Below are 14,718 nucleotides of genomic sequence, written 5' to 3'. Positions count from 1 at the left end.
TGTCCGGAGTACGATACCGGAGTTTGCGACGGAGAATGTGCAACTGCCACAGACAGATGGTTAAAAAGGGAACATACGGAGGACTAACAATGTTTACAGATATGGCTAACAATAAACTTTCTTTGCTGGACGAGGTAATCATTCCAACATTGCGAAATACGATTTACCCGCATAAGGGCAACATAGCTGCAATGAAATGGGACTTTGACGAGAACGGAGCCGAAAGGCAGAGAATCAAAATTATGTTCACGGATGACTCTGAAAAATGGAAAGACGCTTCCCAGGTGGTCAAGTTAAACCATGAGATATAAGATTGGGGCCACGGTTCAGTGGAAAGAAAAGCTGCCCACCACGGGACTTCCCTATATGTTCCAGGGAGTTGTCACGAAAGCGCAGCCAGGGGCCTGTGAGGTCAGAATGAGAAGCGGTGTAAAACGAATGGTAAGAAATGAGGCAATACGATATGCAGATGACTGATAGATTATTCAAGGTGTTCAATGTGAATGTGTATGGTATCCGGGAAGCGCTGATCCGCGCCGGTTATCCGATGGCCACGGTGGTCAACGAGGATATGACACTGGATAAACGCACTGTAGAAGATATGCTGCGATTGGGCAGTAACCTGGGGCACTCCCCAATTGGCCATGGGGATGATAAGTTCCTTCGGCAGATACCGGTTACATTCGACGTATTGGCCCCACGTTACTTCTGGCAGCAGTTCGATACCTACGGTGTATTTACGTCGAAAAATTCCCAGAGCACGATGCACCGGGGCAAGGCGCTGGATTACCGCCGTATGGCCGATGCAGCCGTGGACGATAAGATCCTGGCCTTGTTCGAGGGAATTGTCGAGGATTATACCTTGAACCCCACGGAAGAAAACTTGTTGCGTGTCAAGGCGAATATGCCGGAGGGGATTTGTTTAGCAGCCGGGATTTCCACGAACTATGCGCAGCTTCGGACGATGTATTACCAGCGCAAAACCCACCGCCTTCCGCAGTGGCGTTGGTTCTGCGAGGAATTTATTTCTTCCCTGCCCTATGCAAAGGAATTAGGAGTGTGCGACTAATGGAAGTAAGAAAAGGATGTTTCCTGCTGGCGATGGTATTTCTGATTATCTCGCCGTTGGAAGAAATATATGCAGCAATGTTTTGGACTTCGCTTATGGCTTGGTTTTTGGCTTTCTTATTTGAGAATTAAGGAGATATAACAATGATTGATGATGATAATGAGTTCTTACGACGCTATGACGCTGGTGAACAGTTTGACGAAGAAGAAATAGAAGAACTAGTATACGCTTACGGCGAGGAAAAGCATGTAGGTGAACCCCAACGCTGGTCTACTCCTGTGCAGTCAGTGTTTTCTATGGGAGACAGACTGTTTGCCGTTGATTGGTCACGCGGCAATACCGAAATGCAGGAAAACGAATTCTACGAACAGCCCTATGAGGTCAAGAAAGTCAAGAAGATGGTCGAAGTCACAGAATATGTGAAATTGGAGGATAAATAACAATGATTAACATTAAGGTAAAAGAGATTCGCCCCGGTTCCCTGCCGGAACGCCATGGTGATTGGATTGATTTAAAAGCCGGTATGACCGTGAAATATAACAAAGGGGATTTCCTGATGATTCCCCTGGGCGTGGCCATGAAGTTGCCGCAGGAGTACGAAGGTCACCTGCTTCCCCGCAGTTCTACGTTTAAGAAGTACAAGATTCTCCTGGTTAATTCCACGGGTATCATCGATAATGCTTATTGTGGCAACGGCGATGAATGGCAGTTCCCGGCTCTGGCCATGGAGGACGGAGTTATCAAAAAGGGAGACCGCATCGCGCAGTTCCGTGTCGTACCGGTGATGAAGTCAGTTAAATTCAGTATTCGCGAGGACCTTGGCAGCAAGGACCGTGGCGGCTTTGGGAGTACCGGAGTTTGATTTACTCCGTACTCATGGATTTGAACAACGGCGGTGACCTTTACCGCCTGTTGATTGAATCAGACAATCTTACCAGGACTCTTAAAGAACTTCTCAAATACTCCGATGATGTCCGCTATGTGGATGCCAAGGAGGAGCCAGGGAAGAAAGACAAAGGGATCAGAGTTTTGGCCGACGGTTCCGTTGTTCGCCGGTGCCAGTTCTTTGGTTCTAAGGTCGGGTACAATATGAGATTTGCCACGTCTGAATATAAGTTGAACACGATTAAGAAAGCTAGGGACGCAAGGGAGGTAATCGCCAATGGCCGTTGATTATCTCCGTCAGCTTGTGGAAGATTACAACGCTGGCCGGGTAACTCTGGGCGATACTTTGAACCGCCTAGAGTTCCTGGATTGGAGCGAGAATAAAAAGCCTTTACCGGAAGATTACATGAAGGTTCCCAGAGATCCGGCGGATGTCCTGGTAGAGCACGAGAGGGAAAAGGGCCTTGAAGATGCCCTGGTTGAACTTCGGAAACGCCTCTCGGAAGATAACTGGAACATCATTGTGATGATTTCCAAGGGATTGACCTATGAGGAAATCGGGAAGCACCTGGGGATTTCGCAGCAGGCCGTGAGCAAGCATCTGAAAACGATTCGGAAATATGCCGAGGGATTAGACGAATTGCTTCGCCGGGATTCACCGGTATACGAGGCCGGAAGCCCGGTAGTAAAGGTGGCATATCCGATGGATGCAGCAATGAAGAATCAACGCAAATGCAGGATACCAGCGTACCTAGAGGAAGCCTTTGGGGACAATGAAACCTGCTGCTGCTATTGTGAAAAATGCAAATATAAACCATGATAAAAATGGCCGCCAAGGTTTATCCCTGGCGGTTTCTTTGGTATAATATAGAGAGGGAGTGACTAGCAATGAAAAAAATTATAATGATGCTTGTTCTATTCATTGGATTATCCACGAATATGGCTATGGCCGCCCATTGGATTAAGGTTAACAATGATGTAAGTTGTCCAGCAGAATATTACGATGAAGATTCCATAAAACTTTTCTGGCAAAATGGGAAAATGCAAGGGATTTATTTCTGGGCAAAGATGGCCTATCCAGCTAATTATAATAGTGAAAATATAGATTACCAGATATTACTTTGTTATTTTAATACGCAGACAAGAAATTACTATGAATCACTTGTTGCTTCTCATTACAAGAATGGAACCGTACTTCTAAATGGTAAGGAAGCAGAATGGACATCGAGGGGAAAATCCGAGGTAAATAATCCATCGACTGTAATAATTACATCACAGGTGATAGCGAAAGCAAAGGAGAAAGCAGATATGAAAACCTTAGAGAAAACATATTCCGCGATTAACCCCGGTGATTTTAAGTATTTATGTGGACTTTTAGAGTAAAAGAGGAATACAATGATTGAAGTAAAACAAACTGTAAAAAATATGATAGCTGCCAAGGGGATTACCCTGGGGAAAATGGTGGAGGAATACAACGCCAGGACCGGGGCGGTTTTCACGCAGCAGGCATTTTCATATAAGATCCACAAGGAAACATTGAAGGCCAATGAATTACAGGTGGTTTGTGATATTCTGGGATTCTCCCCGGTTATCGCCAAGGGAAACGTTGAATTGCCAATGACTCCATTGAAAGAGGTCATTGAGTCCATCTTTGAAGCCAATGGGGTAACCAAGGAGGATGTGCGAAGGATATTTAACGAAAGGACCGGGGCCAAGTTTGTGCAGCCCACATTTGCCTATAAGGTTAACCATGAAACATTTAAGGTTAATGAGTTACAAGTGGTCCTGGATATTCTTGGATACGAATTGAAGATTAGAGGATAATTATGAGCTAACTAATAAAGAAAACTGTCAAATACTCTGTCGGAATTGTTACCGTCGCAAATCTGATAAGTGAGGTGTTTTTATGGAGCTCCGCGACTTGGATAAACTGTTCTTTTTATTACACGATTTCATGGATGAATATGGCGAAAAATGTGGCCTAAATGGTAGGAGCATGATTGTCGAACTAGAAACTAATATCATAAGGCAGTCTACTATTGCCGTGGATGCAGCCATTGAAAAAAAATACCGATGGAAAGATTACAATGCTTACGTCTGCTTATCGTAAAGATAGAAGTAAGCGCAAGCATAAACGCAAATAAGGTGGAAATCATGAATCATACACAGTTAGAAAACTTAGCAGAACTACTTGAAATGTTTTCTAAGAAATACCCGGATCGGTCCCCGGAAAGCATCAAGCAAGCCTTGAAGGAAGCACTCAAAGGATTATCCGAAGTGAAACCGATGACAACATTGGATGAAGCTGAGTATAATAGCTGCCAACTTTTCGACACGGGCCGTTTCAATGACATTGTTCTGGCTTATATTGTCCTTGCCATGAAAAACACAGGCATGGCCAGCGATGAAGCTATGAAATTGTTAGGCAGCCTGGAAAATTCCTTCGATGAACTGACCGCGACACAGGCATTACAACTTTATCGTGGTGAGTTAGAAAAATGAACGTCTAGAAAGCCCATAGAGGGCCATCGAATAGACAACGCATATAAACTATTGCACAGACATAGAAAATCCCGTAGAGAGCCATGTAGAGCGCCTACGGGATTTTTATATGAATTTCTGTACATTTACACCTGTATAATGGTGTAATGGTACAATGGTATACATGTATAATGGCGTAAACGAGCATCATTCTTGCCCTGCCTGGTTTTTCTCTCTAAGTTTGTCAATGAATCTATCCGAGAACGCCTCAAGACATGCCTTCAATTCCAAGGGCCCTGGGGACATACCAACTTTTGAATAGATCTGATAAAGCAGAAGCTCCTTTTTATTTTCATATTCTCCCCTTGCGGTAAGCATTTTTTTAACCCTCCTTTTCATATGTCCATTTTACGCGGCCTGGGCGAAATTCCTCTGGCTTACCGCATGTGAAACCTATGGTCCCACGAGTGGTTATCTTTATAAACTTTACGCCCGGATTAAACCCTAGCTCATGGCAAACCTTATCATAATCCTTTGCCCTTGCTTTTTTGGCTGGAATAATTGTCGGCTTCGGTTCAATGGTATCATCATATTCAGATAAAGTCTTTTCAATTTCAGCTTCCTGGTCATAACCATAGTAACCATGCTCTAAATCTCCCATTGTTATTCTCCTCCGTTTATCAATGTTTCGATTTCTTCCCTATGCTTTTCAACGTACCCTCTTAAAGCATAGGTCATATTCTTAGGATTTTTAATATATATTTTCCCGTCAACTAGCTCCGGCTTATATTCTTTTACAAATTCCTCTGGCGTATATTCAGTGCAGCGCGTATATCCGAGTCTATCTTCTTCGTAAGCTGCATTTGATTTTATCTGGGATAGCCGGTCAACGTATCTCCACGCATACCTATTTATCTGCTTTACCAATTTCTTCCATTCTTCTGCTTCCAATGCTTGCACAAGACTTCCGTTGGTCAGCATCGGTATTTCCTCCATTAGTTTCTCCCATGCTTCATTGCCAGCATCGGGATCTAATGTCTCTCCATCGGATGTATAGTTATCAACCCAGTCGGTCTTTAACTCCTTAGTAATCTTACGAATATGCGATTGATATTCTCTCATTCCGTCCCAAAAACTGTCCGGCGTTCCATCATCACTCTCAGGATCAAACGGATTAAAGTCCTTGTTTTCTTCGTATTCAGCCGTTTCGCTTTTAAGCACGAGAATTTCTTTTTTGTCAGTATAATATCTTTCGCCGGTTGCCATTTATTTTTCTCTCCTTTATAATTTCAAAAGTAACCAAAACACACCAATTGTCACACAAAGAATATGTATCATTGAATTATCCTCCCTATCATTATGCAAACATTTTTGAAACATTGTCGCCCCAGGTTTTCCGCATCGCGTCGATACGATTCTGCTGACCAAGGTTCAAATAGCGTTTCGTGGTTTCCGGGGATTTATGTCTCATGTTGTCCTGCATATCTAACAAGGATACGCCATTGTTATACATGGAGTTTGCGAAGTATCTCCGGAGGGAATGACAGTGGAATTGTGGGAGGTCATTACTCTTGAATTCATTGATAAACATATTCTTAATATATCCCAGGGATAACCTGCCATGGGGACCGGTAAATAATGCCTGGTTATCTGTGTTTCGACGCTCATGCAGGTAGGATCTAAGTGATTCATATACCCGCTTGTGGACCATCGGCATAATGTCCGGGCGATGACCTTTGGATTTACGGATGATAATCATGCCATTTTCCGTAATGTCATTGAGATTCAGGTTCCGGACTTCGCCAACACGAAAGCCCATATAAGCCATGAGGGAGAACATTGCCTTTTCGCGGAAGGATTTAAGATGGTCCCAGATCTTTTCAACCTGCTTATCCGTGGGACATTCCTGCAAGGATTCATCCGGACGGTATGACTTGATAATGCGCTTGATTCCTTTGGTTAAAGCCCCGTTGTAATCCAGGGCCAAACGCAGGATACGCAAATTGGCCTTCTTAGTGCTGCCCTGATGCGGTGACTTATCAATGTAATCAATGATTTCTTCTTCGGTTCCTTCCGGAAACTTTTCCAAGGCCATGCAATAGCTTTTCCAGGTTGATTCCCGGCGCGTTTTTCGTACTTCTTCTAGGAATTCTGTGTAATCCATCATTTTTCCTTCCTCCTTTTCCTCCATTATAACATAGAGGAAATACCGCTGCAAGCATTATTTTTTCAAAAAGTCACTTATTGTTAACAGTGGGGCCATAGAGTCCCACTTATGTTTTACTTAATACGCCCTACGATTTCAGATTCCTCCATAGCACCGTTCATAGAATTTAATTGCAGCAGCGCAGCCCTTCTGGGTTCGATACTTGCCAAGGGCAGTTAGTGTAGAATAGCGGTTAGTCCTGGGGTTCCAGGGCTCCCACCACGTTTTCCCGCCGGTGGTTCTTTGTCTGGGTTCATACTTTGTCATTATGCAGCCTCCATAGTATTAATATAAGCGTATTTCAGTCTATCGTTAGCGTTCCGGATATTGCCGCAGCTAATATCAAGGTTCAGAAAACCAATGTCGCCAATGAGTTCAATGGAACCGGATTCGATTTCTTCCGTGATTCGTTCCAGTAATTTCCTCCGGCCTTCCTCGTTATCCCGGAAATATTCGTCGGCCATTTCCATGCTATCCCAGGTACACCATTCGTCACAGTGATGAAGCGTATAAATTTTCATTGTTGTTTCCTCCTGTTATGCGTTCCAGAAATTGTCATCATACGGATAAAACTTATCCCCGGCCTTGATTGCCTCTTTGCGCTTCGCCAGCTTAACTAGCTGCCTATACCGCGGAATACCTCTGTATTGAACGTATGGAGCATGGACGCCATGCCTAATCCTTGTACCTGTTTTGATCCCTGCAAGCTGGATGTGCAGCCTTACAAATTCGCTTTTTCTCATTGTAATTATCCCCCTTACAAACAATCCAAGCCAAATACTGGCCAGTTGTCAATATTCTCAGTATGAAAGTCAGTGTATACATCGTCCTCGGAAATATCGAAAACTTCTGTTACCTCGCCATAGTAAGCAACATCACTCGCGCAAAACTCATTAGCTTCTATAACAGTGGGCTTACGAATTCCTTTGATAACGATGGACCAATCGGGATTCTCTTTATAATTTCCGAAAATAAGTTCATAGTATTTCATGCTTATGCCCCCTTACAAACAATCCATGCCACGGGCCACCCTATGGCCAGCTTCAAAGATATTTACAAAGTCAGATATACGGCCAGCCAGTTCATCAAAACCGTGGTACGATTCAATGGCGTAACCATTGATAACAATTTGATAGTGTGGCTTTTCCAATGGATTGCCAGCGGCGTGAGTGCAACGCTGGATATACGCATAGTCACACAATTTATTCAGCTTCGCAATGCACCAAGTAATATTATTCTTTTCGTATTCAAGTCTATCCATGGTTAAATCCTCCCAAACATAAAGCTATTTTCTTCTTTTAATTTTTCCGACGTTGTTTCCTCCACGTCGTACTCATATGAGTAATCCAGTTCTGCATCGTAATTGACATTATCAAGGTCAACAAGCAACGTGCTATCAAAATCTTCCTCCATGCGTTCCTGGGATTCCTCCGGTATATCGTCCGGAATATCAAAAGCCACAAACATGGTAACCTTCCTATATTTTCTCATGGTTATTTCCTCCGTTTGACTTAGCAGGCTTTCCAGCAATCCTTGTCTTTATCGTAATCACAAGGTAATATATTGAGACACCTTAGCGCCGATTGCTTAGCTTCTTTGGTAAGCATGAAACTATATTCTTTTGCCCCTTTTACATTGGTTCGACTAACAGAAACTAGGCGCCCTAATCCATCCCTTCCAAATTCAATCGTTACCTGCGTTCCCATTGGTATATACTTATAAGCGTTTGCAAAGTGCCCGGCACCAACAAATATAATCAGCTTGCAATGGTTTAAATGGGCTTTTGGAATAGGCGGCAGGTTTGATTTGTATTTCTCCACTAAACTAATCAATTCTTCTGCATTATCAATGGTTCTTGCGGTTGATTTTCCCTGCCCTCCCTTCAATATCTCATTGATTTTCTGCTCATGCTTTTTATCTATAATTACCATGGTTATTTCCTCCGTTACTTCACATATTTACGAACATCGTTGTAAAAGTCTTGTTCAAATAAATCCGGACGGTATTTCTTGACGGTCCCATAATAATTCAATTGGGAACTATCAATTTTTAGAACTTCGCATAACAGGAAAATCCTTGTTTCATACATGTTACAGGCTTCTTTCCAGTTAAACATCTTAGATGCCTTTGTCTTTAATAAGCCATCACAATTCATTGCCAGGAAATTATAGCAGCGGGCCCGCGTCGTTTCTCTTGTTTTCTTTTCCATGGTTTACGCCTCCGTTTTTTCAGTAATATCAAAGTGTTCCAGCAGCTTATCAATGTCATAGTGGGAAAGGCTTTTGCCTCCCAGAACTTCATTCATTTTACCGGCCAATTTATCCGTGAGTTCATAGTATTCACTATATACGACTTTATCAAAGGTCAGCAGGTAAAACCATGGAACAATAATATCAATGTAATGCACGATAATATAATCATCCTGTGTTCCATCAAAAGACTGTCTATGTTTTACTTCATGGGCAACGCCGGGCTTTTCTTCGTATCTTTTCCCGTTCCATTGTTTGAAACATTCGTCGGCTTTTTCCTTGCTTACCACTTCGCGCAGCCAGACAGTAACCTTGATAGGGCAATTTACTTTCGTTTTCTTGTAAAGATAGTAACCGAATTTAGATTCACATTGCTTTACTTCGCCAGCCGGTTCAATTTCCGCCGGGATATACAACACGCGCTTGCCTTCCCGGTCCACATTGTCATACTCTTTGATGGTGAACAGGTCGTTCTTTGCCAGATTCAATTTACGCGCGTTCCGTACCTGGAAATTTTCGCTATCAAATACAATCCCTTTCGGAGCCCGGAACGAATTAGCTTCATAGGTATAGCCACTTATAGCCTTTTCCCACCCTTCCGGGATCTCAATATTACCACTTTCAAAATTATCGATTCTTACCATGTTTTCTCCATGGTAAAAAGCAATTTTCTGATATTCGTTAAACATGCCAGGTTTTACAATTTTTTCCATTTTCAATTCCTCCGCAATAATCTTTTAGTGTACCAATTCGCTAATCTATGAAGGTATAACGCATAGGTTTTGTCAGCAAATGTAATCCCTTGAATATATCCCTCTAATTTCCCGGAATAACTAGCCGTAATTTCCTTCTCACGTTCCTGCCTGTATTTCACATAGAATTTAACCATGTTTAGAACAACAATGGCAGCGTGTTCCTTTTCCCATTTAATCATAGCTTATATGTCCTTTCCTTGTTTTCCCCAGTGCCCTTTGTATATTCTCTAATCCAGATTGTTTTACCGTTCTTATAATGTCTGTGATGGCCGCGGACCGTGAAGGTTCCCTGCGGACTTCTGTGGTGGCCTCCCTGCGGTGCTTTATTGCTTATCCTATGTAGTATATAGGTGTACCCTTTTCCGGCCTTCCTGGGGCCTCCTGGGGCGTGTACGGCCATCTTTGCCGGTTCCTTTATAATTTCCTTTGGTGCATATACCATATAGGCCATAAGCGCTGCATAAGTCGCTACCATTGTCATTTTATCCGGCCCGCGAAAATCCGTTTTGTTGTCAATTATGGTAATGGGGATGCCTAATTTAAATTCCTGGGTTCCTTTGGCCTTACCATCATACCAGTGATGGATTTTTACCTTGTTTCCATAGCGCTGGATTTTGGCTTCCCATTTTTCGATAACCAGTCGAATATTTTTCAACGGTTCCGGAAATTGATACATCATAGATTTATTTTCATACGCCCACTTAAAGATTTTTTCAGCGTCCTTCCACGACAATAAAACGGTATTCATTGCTTTTTCCTTCTCTCTTATGCTGCCTTCCTGGGAAGGTCCTCCACATCAATCTTACTGTTAATCTGTTTTACTTCATCATCACTTAGGATTTTATTTACCCGGATATTCCCGGCAATGATCCAGCGGCCATACATGTTTGGATTCGTTTTATATTCATAGTATCCATTTACCGGGACCACTTTTAATTGTTTATCCCGTTGGTTTTTCCCTTGTTTGTTCGCTTCCTGCTGCCAGTTTACGCGATCCATTACTTCTACTTCGGCCCATACCTGGGACCGGGGCCGGTAACTAGGCAGCTTATCCGTCGGATTTTTCTTTTCGCCAATATGAAGCGCCACGGGATAATCCGAACAATGCCAGCCAGGGCGATAAGCCAGGTTACCTAGTTTAGATTTAACGTGCTTACCGTCGGCAGCCAGCGGCCCGGCCTCCGCCTCTAGCCAGGTCCCCAAAGGGACCGGCGTGGATGCGTTGACATAAAGCGGGAAAAGCTGACCATCTTTTATCTTGAATAACTTATAAGCCTTCATTTTAAATACCCTCTTTTAACAAATACCGGATAGCATAGATACAATCTTTTTTACAGGGATAATCCATAACCATTGCAGCGGCGAACCATGAATTATTTAATTTATCCCATACGGCCCATGAATAGCCGTTCTTTGTGGTTTTCCGTCGTGGTTCCAGCTTCATTAGGCCACCTTCTTTCCTGTTTTCGTGTGTTCTCCCCGGCAGCCTGCCACGATGAATTTGCAGCCGTTTTCTGTTTCAATCGTTGCCGGGATAAATACGTTTTTCAGTCCTGCCGGGGCCTTCAATGTCATTTCATCAACGCCGGCCACGTTGCAGCAATGGATCAAATAGTTCACATTGTAATCACGATATAGTCCGTCGGAATAGGCAAGGCTTATGTCGTCTTTTAAATCCCGGTCTGATCCACGCAGGCCTTTTTTGGCCGCCTTCGCCACCTTTGCAAAGGCCATTAGTTCACCGTAGGTAATTTTACAGGTTGCAATATCACCGGATAACGTAGGAATAACTTTTTTATAAGGTAAATACTTTTGACCATTGGGAAGGATATATTTTTTATCAATGTTATCAATGAATTTTTCCGGAATAATTGCTTCAACGTGACAATCTGTATAAATAGCTTTGCCATTTTCTAACAAGATATACTTGCAAACTTCTTTATAAGTCGCTTTATCTAAGAATTTTTCAATGGTGGAAAGTCTTTTCTTTTCCGTTTTAGTACAAAGTTTATCCCTGTTTTCGTTGAAAATATCTTTTTCGCAAATTTCCTTGATATATTCCACCTTTGCATTGTTATTCATGGAATTATCATTGATTACTTCCAGCACCTTACTTGCTAACGTTTTCATTTATACGGCCTCCCCGTTTTCATAGTATTCATTTTCACTTAATTCTTCGTCAATGCCTTCGTTAGAAAATCTGTAATCAATTTCCTGTGAAATATCACTGACCAGCTTTTGTTCCAATATTTCCAAAAAGTCATTTATTGTTAATTGTTTTCCCTGCCGGATTCCTTCCTTAAATTCGGTCCATGCTTCGCCAAAATTACAATCATAACATACACCAGTAAAAGGACAATTATCTAAGGCCACCATGATTTTACTATACCGATATTTATAGGTTATTCCTGCCGGGTGCTCTTTGCTTTTTTCGCATTTTCTAAATGGCGTTGAAAAGTATTTCCCCTTATATGCTTTATCAATCCAGTTATTTTGTATCCACGCCATAGCACGCGGGCCGCTTATTTCTCCCTCCAGTTCGTCAAAGATAAATCTTAGATAATTATGGCAGCAATATCCAATCTCATAGCTAGGCTTTTCGGCCCCAATCAATTTTCCAATAGCTTTTACAGTGTTTTCCCATGAATCCATAATATCGTAAATATCTAAACTATCAAAAGCCTCTTTTCTCAATCTATCTTTTACGTCGTCCGCTAATTCGCTATATTCATAGATTTTCATGGTTTCAATATGTGCTGGAACATATACCGCCGGGATAATTTTCTTTTCAATTCTCATTTTTTGTGCCCTCCATTATTCAACGACTACACGATATTTTCCGCAATAATCCATGGAAATTTCCTTGCTTGCGTCGGCAAATTGCTGCCATTTACCACTTTTTGCAATTTCCTTCGCTATGCTATTTTCCGTTTCACCGTAACAAATAGCCAGGTATATTTCGCCGCCTAAATCGTATCTATCCACGTTATCCGGCAGGCCCTTGCCAGCTTCCTGGATCACTTGCAGCGCGTTTTCCAGTGCTTTATCGTCGATATTCTCAATAGTAAAGGGATAATCCCGGACGGCCTTATATATGTTTTCCGGTATGTTTTCCGGTGCATAATCCTGATAATTATAAGCTGCATCCTGTACCATTGTTTCTAAAAATCCACGTTCCAGCGGTTCCAGCTTATCCCGGTCCGCGTTGTTTTTATATGCCGGAATATCACCTTTTAAAATTGCTACCATAGCAGGGATAAACTCATAAAACAATGATTCTAAATAATCCCGTAAACCTTCGTTTTCAATTTTCCTGTATTCGTTCCTAGTCAATCCATGGAAATGTAACATCATGGAACCGTCAAGGCGGTATGTGATGGAGAACTTGAAAACGCCATCATAATAGCCTAATTCATTCATGTTATCCCAGGAATTTTTTACAACGATTTTATTTTCCTTGAACTCTATGGAATATTCCCCGTTAATACCGCTGCCAGCGGGCAGCATGTTTTCGATATACTTTTCTAATGACATTTTCAAGACCTCCATCCATTGTTTACCGGTAAAAATAACCTGTATAACACTTGCCAAAAATACAATCATCTAAATAGTTTTGCGCGGGCCTTCCATTTTCTAACCACTGATTAAAACGTTTTTCTTGTTCGTCCGCCCCGGTCCGATCCAGATAATGCGCCTCCACTTCGTTTTGATCCTCTAAGAAATTTTCCCATAATGCGCCTTCTATATCGTTATAGTTGAACACATAACCTTTATAAACTAATTCCGCATCGGACCACATACCATGGCTTATAAACCTAATACCTTTTATTCCACGGTATAGCGGTAAATTTTTCACTGTATATCCCATATCAATCCCAGTCCTCCACAATATGCGACCACATAATCTGGTTGTGTCTATCGTCGTAAATAGTCGCGGTGTACATCGTCCAATTACATTCGTAATACAGGCCATTACTTGCTTTTATACGTCCATGCTTATCCCGGATATATGGCGTGATAATGCCTATTTCTTTTTCCATACTTTCCTGCTTCTTTAACATTGTATTAAAAGCACTATCATAATTAGGAAATTCTTTTTCACTATAATGGCCATTTATATTCATTTGTAAAACCACGTTTTCTACTGTTTTGACCTCCATATATTCGCCGTTTACAATAGCCGGAACATAGTACACATCAATCATATATGTAATGCCGTTCACATTTACCGGGACCACTTCACTGTATAGGTCCGTTAACTCACTTCGTTCCATTTTCTTTTCCTTGTCGATATCGTCCGGATAAACCGCGTCAACGCTTGTTATCTTTTCCCAGGTTTCCTTACAGAATTTTTCCCGCGTTCCATTGATATAAACCATGATATTATGTGCAAACATTTTTCTATTCCCTCCATTATTCACCAATGATTAAGCCCAGGACAAAAGCAAGGATAAACATGATTGTATATAGGTAACGGCGGACCGGAAAAGAACTATAAGCATAACCACAAAACACACCATTACAAGTTACCACTGATTTTTTACGGCTATATAAACCGATTACATACATAATCAAATCAATGATTAACGTGTTTACTCTTTTCATAACACTTTACCTCCCCAGGGACCGGACCGCCGGCCCCGTGCCTATACCAATGATTATTATTCGCCTACAATCTCATAACCTGTTAACACATAATCCCAGGACGTTCCCCAATGAGTTACACCGAACACATACAAGTCTAGTTTTTCCGAATAAAACACAATTTCGTCGGTGTATTTCTGCAAGTTTTCCACTGCCCTTGCGCTCACAAGGTAATAACAGAAAATCTCATAATATTCGCCTGTTTCGTCGTCGTAATCGTTCCCAGTTATACATTCCCAGTCGTCCACGACATTAAACACGTTACCACAATCAAAGAATTCGTTATATGTCATCGCGTCAATCATTGATTTATAATCAAGATTTTTGTGTTCCATGGCGTATTGTGAAATATTAGCGCCCCATATTTTGCCATTGTAAACACTGATCTTTTTGCCGTTCTCCATCTTTACATACATTGTTTTATTCCCT

At 42.0% G+C, this 14,718-nt stretch carries 35 protein-coding genes; 12 read left to right on the top strand and 23 right to left on the bottom strand.

What is annotated here, in order from left to right:
* Positions 1-89: 89 nt before the first annotated feature.
* The 12 genes from SELR_RS17255 (at position 90) to SELR_RS19350 (ending at position 4,456) form a co-directional block, all read left to right on the top strand.
* The gene (locus SELR_RS17255) at positions 90-311 is read left to right on the top strand and encodes a hypothetical protein (RefSeq protein ID WP_014426170.1); all 222 of its coding nucleotides are present in this window, start codon (positions 90-92) and stop codon (positions 309-311) included.
* Complete coding sequence (locus SELR_RS19015; protein ID WP_014426169.1) at positions 301-477, top strand: hypothetical protein; 177 nt, start codon at positions 301-303, stop codon at positions 475-477. Before SELR_RS17255 ends, SELR_RS19015 begins: the two co-directional genes overlap by 11 nt.
* The gene (locus tag SELR_RS17250; RefSeq protein WP_014426168.1) at positions 464-1,069 is read left to right on the top strand and encodes a hypothetical protein; all 606 of its coding nucleotides are present in this window, start codon (positions 464-466) and stop codon (positions 1,067-1,069) included. Before SELR_RS19015 ends, SELR_RS17250 begins: the two co-directional genes overlap by 14 nt.
* On the top strand, positions 1,069-1,200 hold the full coding sequence (locus tag SELR_RS19435) for a hypothetical protein (protein WP_014426167.1): 132 nt from the start codon (positions 1,069-1,071) through the stop codon (positions 1,198-1,200). Before SELR_RS17250 ends, SELR_RS19435 begins: the two co-directional genes overlap by 1 nt.
* 12 nt (positions 1,201-1,212) lie before the next feature.
* Positions 1,213-1,509: a hypothetical protein gene (locus SELR_RS17245; RefSeq protein WP_014426166.1), complete on the top strand. Its 297-nt coding sequence runs from the start codon at positions 1,213-1,215 to the stop codon at positions 1,507-1,509.
* A 2-nt stretch (positions 1,510-1,511) separates the two neighbouring features.
* Entirely contained in the window at positions 1,512-1,931 is a 420-nt protein-coding gene (locus tag SELR_RS17240; protein WP_014426165.1) for a dUTP diphosphatase, read from the top strand.
* The gene (locus tag SELR_RS17235; RefSeq protein ID WP_014426164.1) at positions 1,928-2,242 is read left to right on the top strand and encodes a hypothetical protein; all 315 of its coding nucleotides are present in this window, start codon (positions 1,928-1,930) and stop codon (positions 2,240-2,242) included. Before SELR_RS17240 ends, SELR_RS17235 begins: the two co-directional genes overlap by 4 nt.
* Positions 2,232-2,774: a sigma factor-like helix-turn-helix DNA-binding protein gene (locus SELR_RS17230; protein ID WP_014426163.1), complete on the top strand. Its 543-nt coding sequence runs from the start codon at positions 2,232-2,234 to the stop codon at positions 2,772-2,774. The genes SELR_RS17235 and SELR_RS17230 overlap by 11 nt, the downstream gene beginning before the upstream one ends.
* Positions 2,775-2,842: 68 nt before the next feature.
* On the top strand, positions 2,843-3,337 hold the full coding sequence (locus tag SELR_RS17225) for a hypothetical protein (RefSeq protein WP_014426162.1): 495 nt from the start codon (positions 2,843-2,845) through the stop codon (positions 3,335-3,337).
* 12 nt (positions 3,338-3,349) lie between these two features.
* Complete coding sequence (locus SELR_RS17220) at positions 3,350-3,778, top strand: hypothetical protein (RefSeq protein WP_014426161.1); 429 nt, start codon at positions 3,350-3,352, stop codon at positions 3,776-3,778.
* Between the two features lie 82 nt (positions 3,779-3,860).
* The gene (locus SELR_RS17215; RefSeq protein WP_014426160.1) at positions 3,861-4,064 is read left to right on the top strand and encodes a hypothetical protein; all 204 of its coding nucleotides are present in this window, start codon (positions 3,861-3,863) and stop codon (positions 4,062-4,064) included.
* Between the two features lie 44 nt (positions 4,065-4,108).
* On the top strand, positions 4,109-4,456 hold the full coding sequence (locus tag SELR_RS19350; RefSeq protein WP_014426159.1) for a hypothetical protein: 348 nt from the start codon (positions 4,109-4,111) through the stop codon (positions 4,454-4,456).
* Positions 4,457-4,642: 186 nt separating this feature from the next.
* Here SELR_RS19350 and SELR_RS19010 read toward each other — a convergent pair whose 3' ends face one another.
* From SELR_RS19010 to SELR_RS17105, 23 genes are all read right to left on the bottom strand, one after another.
* The gene (locus SELR_RS19010; protein WP_014426158.1) at positions 4,643-4,813 is read right to left on the bottom strand and encodes a hypothetical protein; all 171 of its coding nucleotides are present in this window, start codon (positions 4,811-4,813) and stop codon (positions 4,643-4,645) included.
* Positions 4,814-4,817: 4 nt separating this feature from the next.
* Positions 4,818-5,096 carry a hypothetical protein gene (locus tag SELR_RS17205; protein WP_014426157.1) on the bottom strand — a complete coding sequence of 93 codons (279 nt, stop codon included), beginning with the start codon at positions 5,094-5,096 and terminating at the stop codon, positions 4,818-4,820.
* Between the two features lie 2 nt (positions 5,097-5,098).
* Entirely contained in the window at positions 5,099-5,701 is a 603-nt protein-coding gene (locus tag SELR_RS17200) for a hypothetical protein (protein ID WP_014426156.1), read from the bottom strand.
* 91 nt (positions 5,702-5,792) lie between these two features.
* Complete coding sequence (locus tag SELR_RS17195) at positions 5,793-6,602, bottom strand: tyrosine-type recombinase/integrase (RefSeq protein ID WP_014426155.1); 810 nt, start codon at positions 6,600-6,602, stop codon at positions 5,793-5,795.
* A gap of 135 nt (positions 6,603-6,737) precedes the next feature.
* A complete protein-coding gene (locus SELR_RS19005) occupies positions 6,738-6,908 on the bottom strand; it encodes a hypothetical protein (RefSeq protein ID WP_014426154.1) in 171 nt (56 codons plus the stop codon).
* On the bottom strand, positions 6,908-7,162 hold the full coding sequence (locus SELR_RS17190) for a hypothetical protein (RefSeq protein ID WP_014426153.1): 255 nt from the start codon (positions 7,160-7,162) through the stop codon (positions 6,908-6,910). The genes SELR_RS19005 and SELR_RS17190 overlap by 1 nt, the downstream gene beginning before the upstream one ends.
* Positions 7,163-7,177: 15 nt before the next feature.
* Entirely contained in the window at positions 7,178-7,384 is a 207-nt protein-coding gene (locus SELR_RS17185; protein WP_014426152.1) for a hypothetical protein, read from the bottom strand.
* Positions 7,385-7,398: 14 nt separating this feature from the next.
* Entirely contained in the window at positions 7,399-7,632 is a 234-nt protein-coding gene (locus SELR_RS17180; protein ID WP_014426151.1) for a hypothetical protein, read from the bottom strand.
* A 12-nt stretch (positions 7,633-7,644) separates the two neighbouring features.
* Entirely contained in the window at positions 7,645-7,902 is a 258-nt protein-coding gene (locus SELR_RS17175; protein WP_014426150.1) for a hypothetical protein, read from the bottom strand.
* Positions 7,903-7,904: 2 nt separating this feature from the next.
* A complete protein-coding gene (locus SELR_RS17170) occupies positions 7,905-8,132 on the bottom strand; it encodes a hypothetical protein (protein WP_014426149.1) in 228 nt (75 codons plus the stop codon).
* A gap of 20 nt (positions 8,133-8,152) precedes the next feature.
* Positions 8,153-8,572, bottom strand: coding sequence for a hypothetical protein (locus SELR_RS17165; protein ID WP_014426148.1), 420 nt, complete (start codon positions 8,570-8,572; stop codon positions 8,153-8,155).
* Positions 8,573-8,586: 14 nt separating this feature from the next.
* Entirely contained in the window at positions 8,587-8,850 is a 264-nt protein-coding gene (locus SELR_RS17160; RefSeq protein ID WP_014426147.1) for a hypothetical protein, read from the bottom strand.
* 3 nt (positions 8,851-8,853) lie between these two features.
* Positions 8,854-9,603 (bottom strand): hypothetical protein, encoded by a 750-nt coding sequence (locus SELR_RS17155; RefSeq protein WP_014426146.1) that lies wholly within the window; start codon positions 9,601-9,603, stop codon positions 8,854-8,856.
* Positions 9,604-9,605: 2 nt separating this feature from the next.
* A complete protein-coding gene (locus tag SELR_RS17150) occupies positions 9,606-9,824 on the bottom strand; it encodes a hypothetical protein (RefSeq protein WP_014426145.1) in 219 nt (72 codons plus the stop codon).
* The gene (locus SELR_RS17145) at positions 9,821-10,393 is read right to left on the bottom strand and encodes a hypothetical protein (protein WP_014426144.1); all 573 of its coding nucleotides are present in this window, start codon (positions 10,391-10,393) and stop codon (positions 9,821-9,823) included. The genes SELR_RS17150 and SELR_RS17145 overlap by 4 nt, the downstream gene beginning before the upstream one ends.
* A 17-nt stretch (positions 10,394-10,410) precedes the next feature.
* On the bottom strand, positions 10,411-10,926 hold the full coding sequence (locus SELR_RS17140) for a hypothetical protein (protein WP_014426143.1): 516 nt from the start codon (positions 10,924-10,926) through the stop codon (positions 10,411-10,413).
* Between the two features lie 162 nt (positions 10,927-11,088).
* Positions 11,089-11,775, bottom strand: a complete 687-nt coding sequence (locus tag SELR_RS17135) for a hypothetical protein (protein WP_014426141.1) — start codon at positions 11,773-11,775, stop codon at positions 11,089-11,091.
* Positions 11,776-12,444: a hypothetical protein gene (locus SELR_RS17130; RefSeq protein ID WP_014426140.1), complete on the bottom strand. Its 669-nt coding sequence runs from the start codon at positions 12,442-12,444 to the stop codon at positions 11,776-11,778.
* A 15-nt stretch (positions 12,445-12,459) separates the two neighbouring features.
* Positions 12,460-13,236, bottom strand: a complete 777-nt coding sequence (locus SELR_RS17125; RefSeq protein ID WP_158645851.1) for a hypothetical protein — start codon at positions 13,234-13,236, stop codon at positions 12,460-12,462.
* On the bottom strand, positions 13,202-13,513 hold the full coding sequence (locus SELR_RS17120; protein ID WP_014426138.1) for a hypothetical protein: 312 nt from the start codon (positions 13,511-13,513) through the stop codon (positions 13,202-13,204). The genes SELR_RS17125 and SELR_RS17120 overlap by 35 nt, the downstream gene beginning before the upstream one ends.
* 1 nt (position 13,514) lies before the next feature.
* Positions 13,515-14,042, bottom strand: a complete 528-nt coding sequence (locus tag SELR_RS17115) for a hypothetical protein (RefSeq protein WP_014426137.1) — start codon at positions 14,040-14,042, stop codon at positions 13,515-13,517.
* 16 nt (positions 14,043-14,058) lie between these two features.
* Complete coding sequence (locus tag SELR_RS17110) at positions 14,059-14,250, bottom strand: hypothetical protein (RefSeq protein WP_014426136.1); 192 nt, start codon at positions 14,248-14,250, stop codon at positions 14,059-14,061.
* Positions 14,251-14,306: 56 nt separating this feature from the next.
* A complete protein-coding gene (locus SELR_RS17105) occupies positions 14,307-14,705 on the bottom strand; it encodes a hypothetical protein (protein WP_014426135.1) in 399 nt (132 codons plus the stop codon).
* Between the last annotated feature and the right edge of the window lie 13 nt (positions 14,706-14,718).

It is taken from the genome of Selenomonas ruminantium subsp. lactilytica TAM6421 (assembly GCF_000284095.1).
Classification (GTDB): domain Bacteria; phylum Bacillota; class Negativicutes; order Selenomonadales; family Selenomonadaceae; genus Selenomonas_A; species Selenomonas_A lactilytica.
This window is presented reverse-complemented; position numbering and strand designations above follow the sequence as displayed.

Coding starts and splice junctions, on each gene's coding strand:
- SELR_RS17255 (WP_014426170.1), top strand. CDS start 90: ATGTTTACAGATATGGCTAACAATAAACTTTCTTTGCTGGACGAGGTA.
- SELR_RS19015 (WP_014426169.1), top strand. CDS start 301: ATGAGATATAAGATTGGGGCCACGGTTCAGTGGAAAGAAAAGCTGCCC.
- SELR_RS17250 (WP_014426168.1), top strand. CDS start 464: ATGCAGATGACTGATAGATTATTCAAGGTGTTCAATGTGAATGTGTAT.
- SELR_RS19435 (WP_014426167.1), top strand. CDS start 1,069: ATGGAAGTAAGAAAAGGATGTTTCCTGCTGGCGATGGTATTTCTGATT.
- SELR_RS17245 (WP_014426166.1), top strand. CDS start 1,213: ATGATTGATGATGATAATGAGTTCTTACGACGCTATGACGCTGGTGAA.
- SELR_RS17240 (WP_014426165.1), top strand. CDS start 1,512: ATGATTAACATTAAGGTAAAAGAGATTCGCCCCGGTTCCCTGCCGGAA.
- SELR_RS17230 (WP_014426163.1), top strand. CDS start 2,232: ATGGCCGTTGATTATCTCCGTCAGCTTGTGGAAGATTACAACGCTGGC.
- SELR_RS17225 (WP_014426162.1), top strand. CDS start 2,843: ATGAAAAAAATTATAATGATGCTTGTTCTATTCATTGGATTATCCACG.
- SELR_RS17220 (WP_014426161.1), top strand. CDS start 3,350: ATGATTGAAGTAAAACAAACTGTAAAAAATATGATAGCTGCCAAGGGG.
- SELR_RS17215 (WP_014426160.1), top strand. CDS start 3,861: ATGGAGCTCCGCGACTTGGATAAACTGTTCTTTTTATTACACGATTTC.
- SELR_RS19350 (WP_014426159.1), top strand. CDS start 4,109: ATGAATCATACACAGTTAGAAAACTTAGCAGAACTACTTGAAATGTTT.
- SELR_RS19010 (WP_014426158.1), bottom strand. CDS start 4,813: ATGCTTACCGCAAGGGGAGAATATGAAAATAAAAAGGAGCTTCTGCTT.
- SELR_RS17205 (WP_014426157.1), bottom strand. CDS start 5,096: ATGGGAGATTTAGAGCATGGTTACTATGGTTATGACCAGGAAGCTGAA.
- SELR_RS17200 (WP_014426156.1), bottom strand. CDS start 5,701: ATGGCAACCGGCGAAAGATATTATACTGACAAAAAAGAAATTCTCGTG.
- SELR_RS17195 (WP_014426155.1), bottom strand. CDS start 6,602: ATGATGGATTACACAGAATTCCTAGAAGAAGTACGAAAAACGCGCCGG.
- SELR_RS19005 (WP_014426154.1), bottom strand. CDS start 6,908: ATGACAAAGTATGAACCCAGACAAAGAACCACCGGCGGGAAAACGTGG.
- SELR_RS17190 (WP_014426153.1), bottom strand. CDS start 7,162: ATGAAAATTTATACGCTTCATCACTGTGACGAATGGTGTACCTGGGAT.
- SELR_RS17185 (WP_014426152.1), bottom strand. CDS start 7,384: ATGAGAAAAAGCGAATTTGTAAGGCTGCACATCCAGCTTGCAGGGATC.
- SELR_RS17180 (WP_014426151.1), bottom strand. CDS start 7,632: ATGAAATACTATGAACTTATTTTCGGAAATTATAAAGAGAATCCCGAT.
- SELR_RS17175 (WP_014426150.1), bottom strand. CDS start 7,902: ATGGATAGACTTGAATACGAAAAGAATAATATTACTTGGTGCATTGCG.
- SELR_RS17170 (WP_014426149.1), bottom strand. CDS start 8,132: ATGAGAAAATATAGGAAGGTTACCATGTTTGTGGCTTTTGATATTCCG.
- SELR_RS17165 (WP_014426148.1), bottom strand. CDS start 8,572: ATGGTAATTATAGATAAAAAGCATGAGCAGAAAATCAATGAGATATTG.
- SELR_RS17160 (WP_014426147.1), bottom strand. CDS start 8,850: ATGGAAAAGAAAACAAGAGAAACGACGCGGGCCCGCTGCTATAATTTC.
- SELR_RS17155 (WP_014426146.1), bottom strand. CDS start 9,603: ATGGAAAAAATTGTAAAACCTGGCATGTTTAACGAATATCAGAAAATT.
- SELR_RS17150 (WP_014426145.1), bottom strand. CDS start 9,824: ATGATTAAATGGGAAAAGGAACACGCTGCCATTGTTGTTCTAAACATG.
- SELR_RS17145 (WP_014426144.1), bottom strand. CDS start 10,393: ATGAATACCGTTTTATTGTCGTGGAAGGACGCTGAAAAAATCTTTAAG.
- SELR_RS17140 (WP_014426143.1), bottom strand. CDS start 10,926: ATGAAGGCTTATAAGTTATTCAAGATAAAAGATGGTCAGCTTTTCCCG.
- SELR_RS17135 (WP_014426141.1), bottom strand. CDS start 11,775: ATGAAAACGTTAGCAAGTAAGGTGCTGGAAGTAATCAATGATAATTCC.
- SELR_RS17130 (WP_014426140.1), bottom strand. CDS start 12,444: ATGAGAATTGAAAAGAAAATTATCCCGGCGGTATATGTTCCAGCACAT.
- SELR_RS17120 (WP_014426138.1), bottom strand. CDS start 13,513: ATGGGATATACAGTGAAAAATTTACCGCTATACCGTGGAATAAAAGGT.
- SELR_RS17115 (WP_014426137.1), bottom strand. CDS start 14,042: ATGTTTGCACATAATATCATGGTTTATATCAATGGAACGCGGGAAAAA.
- SELR_RS17110 (WP_014426136.1), bottom strand. CDS start 14,250: ATGAAAAGAGTAAACACGTTAATCATTGATTTGATTATGTATGTAATC.
- SELR_RS17105 (WP_014426135.1), bottom strand. CDS start 14,705: ATGTATGTAAAGATGGAGAACGGCAAAAAGATCAGTGTTTACAATGGC.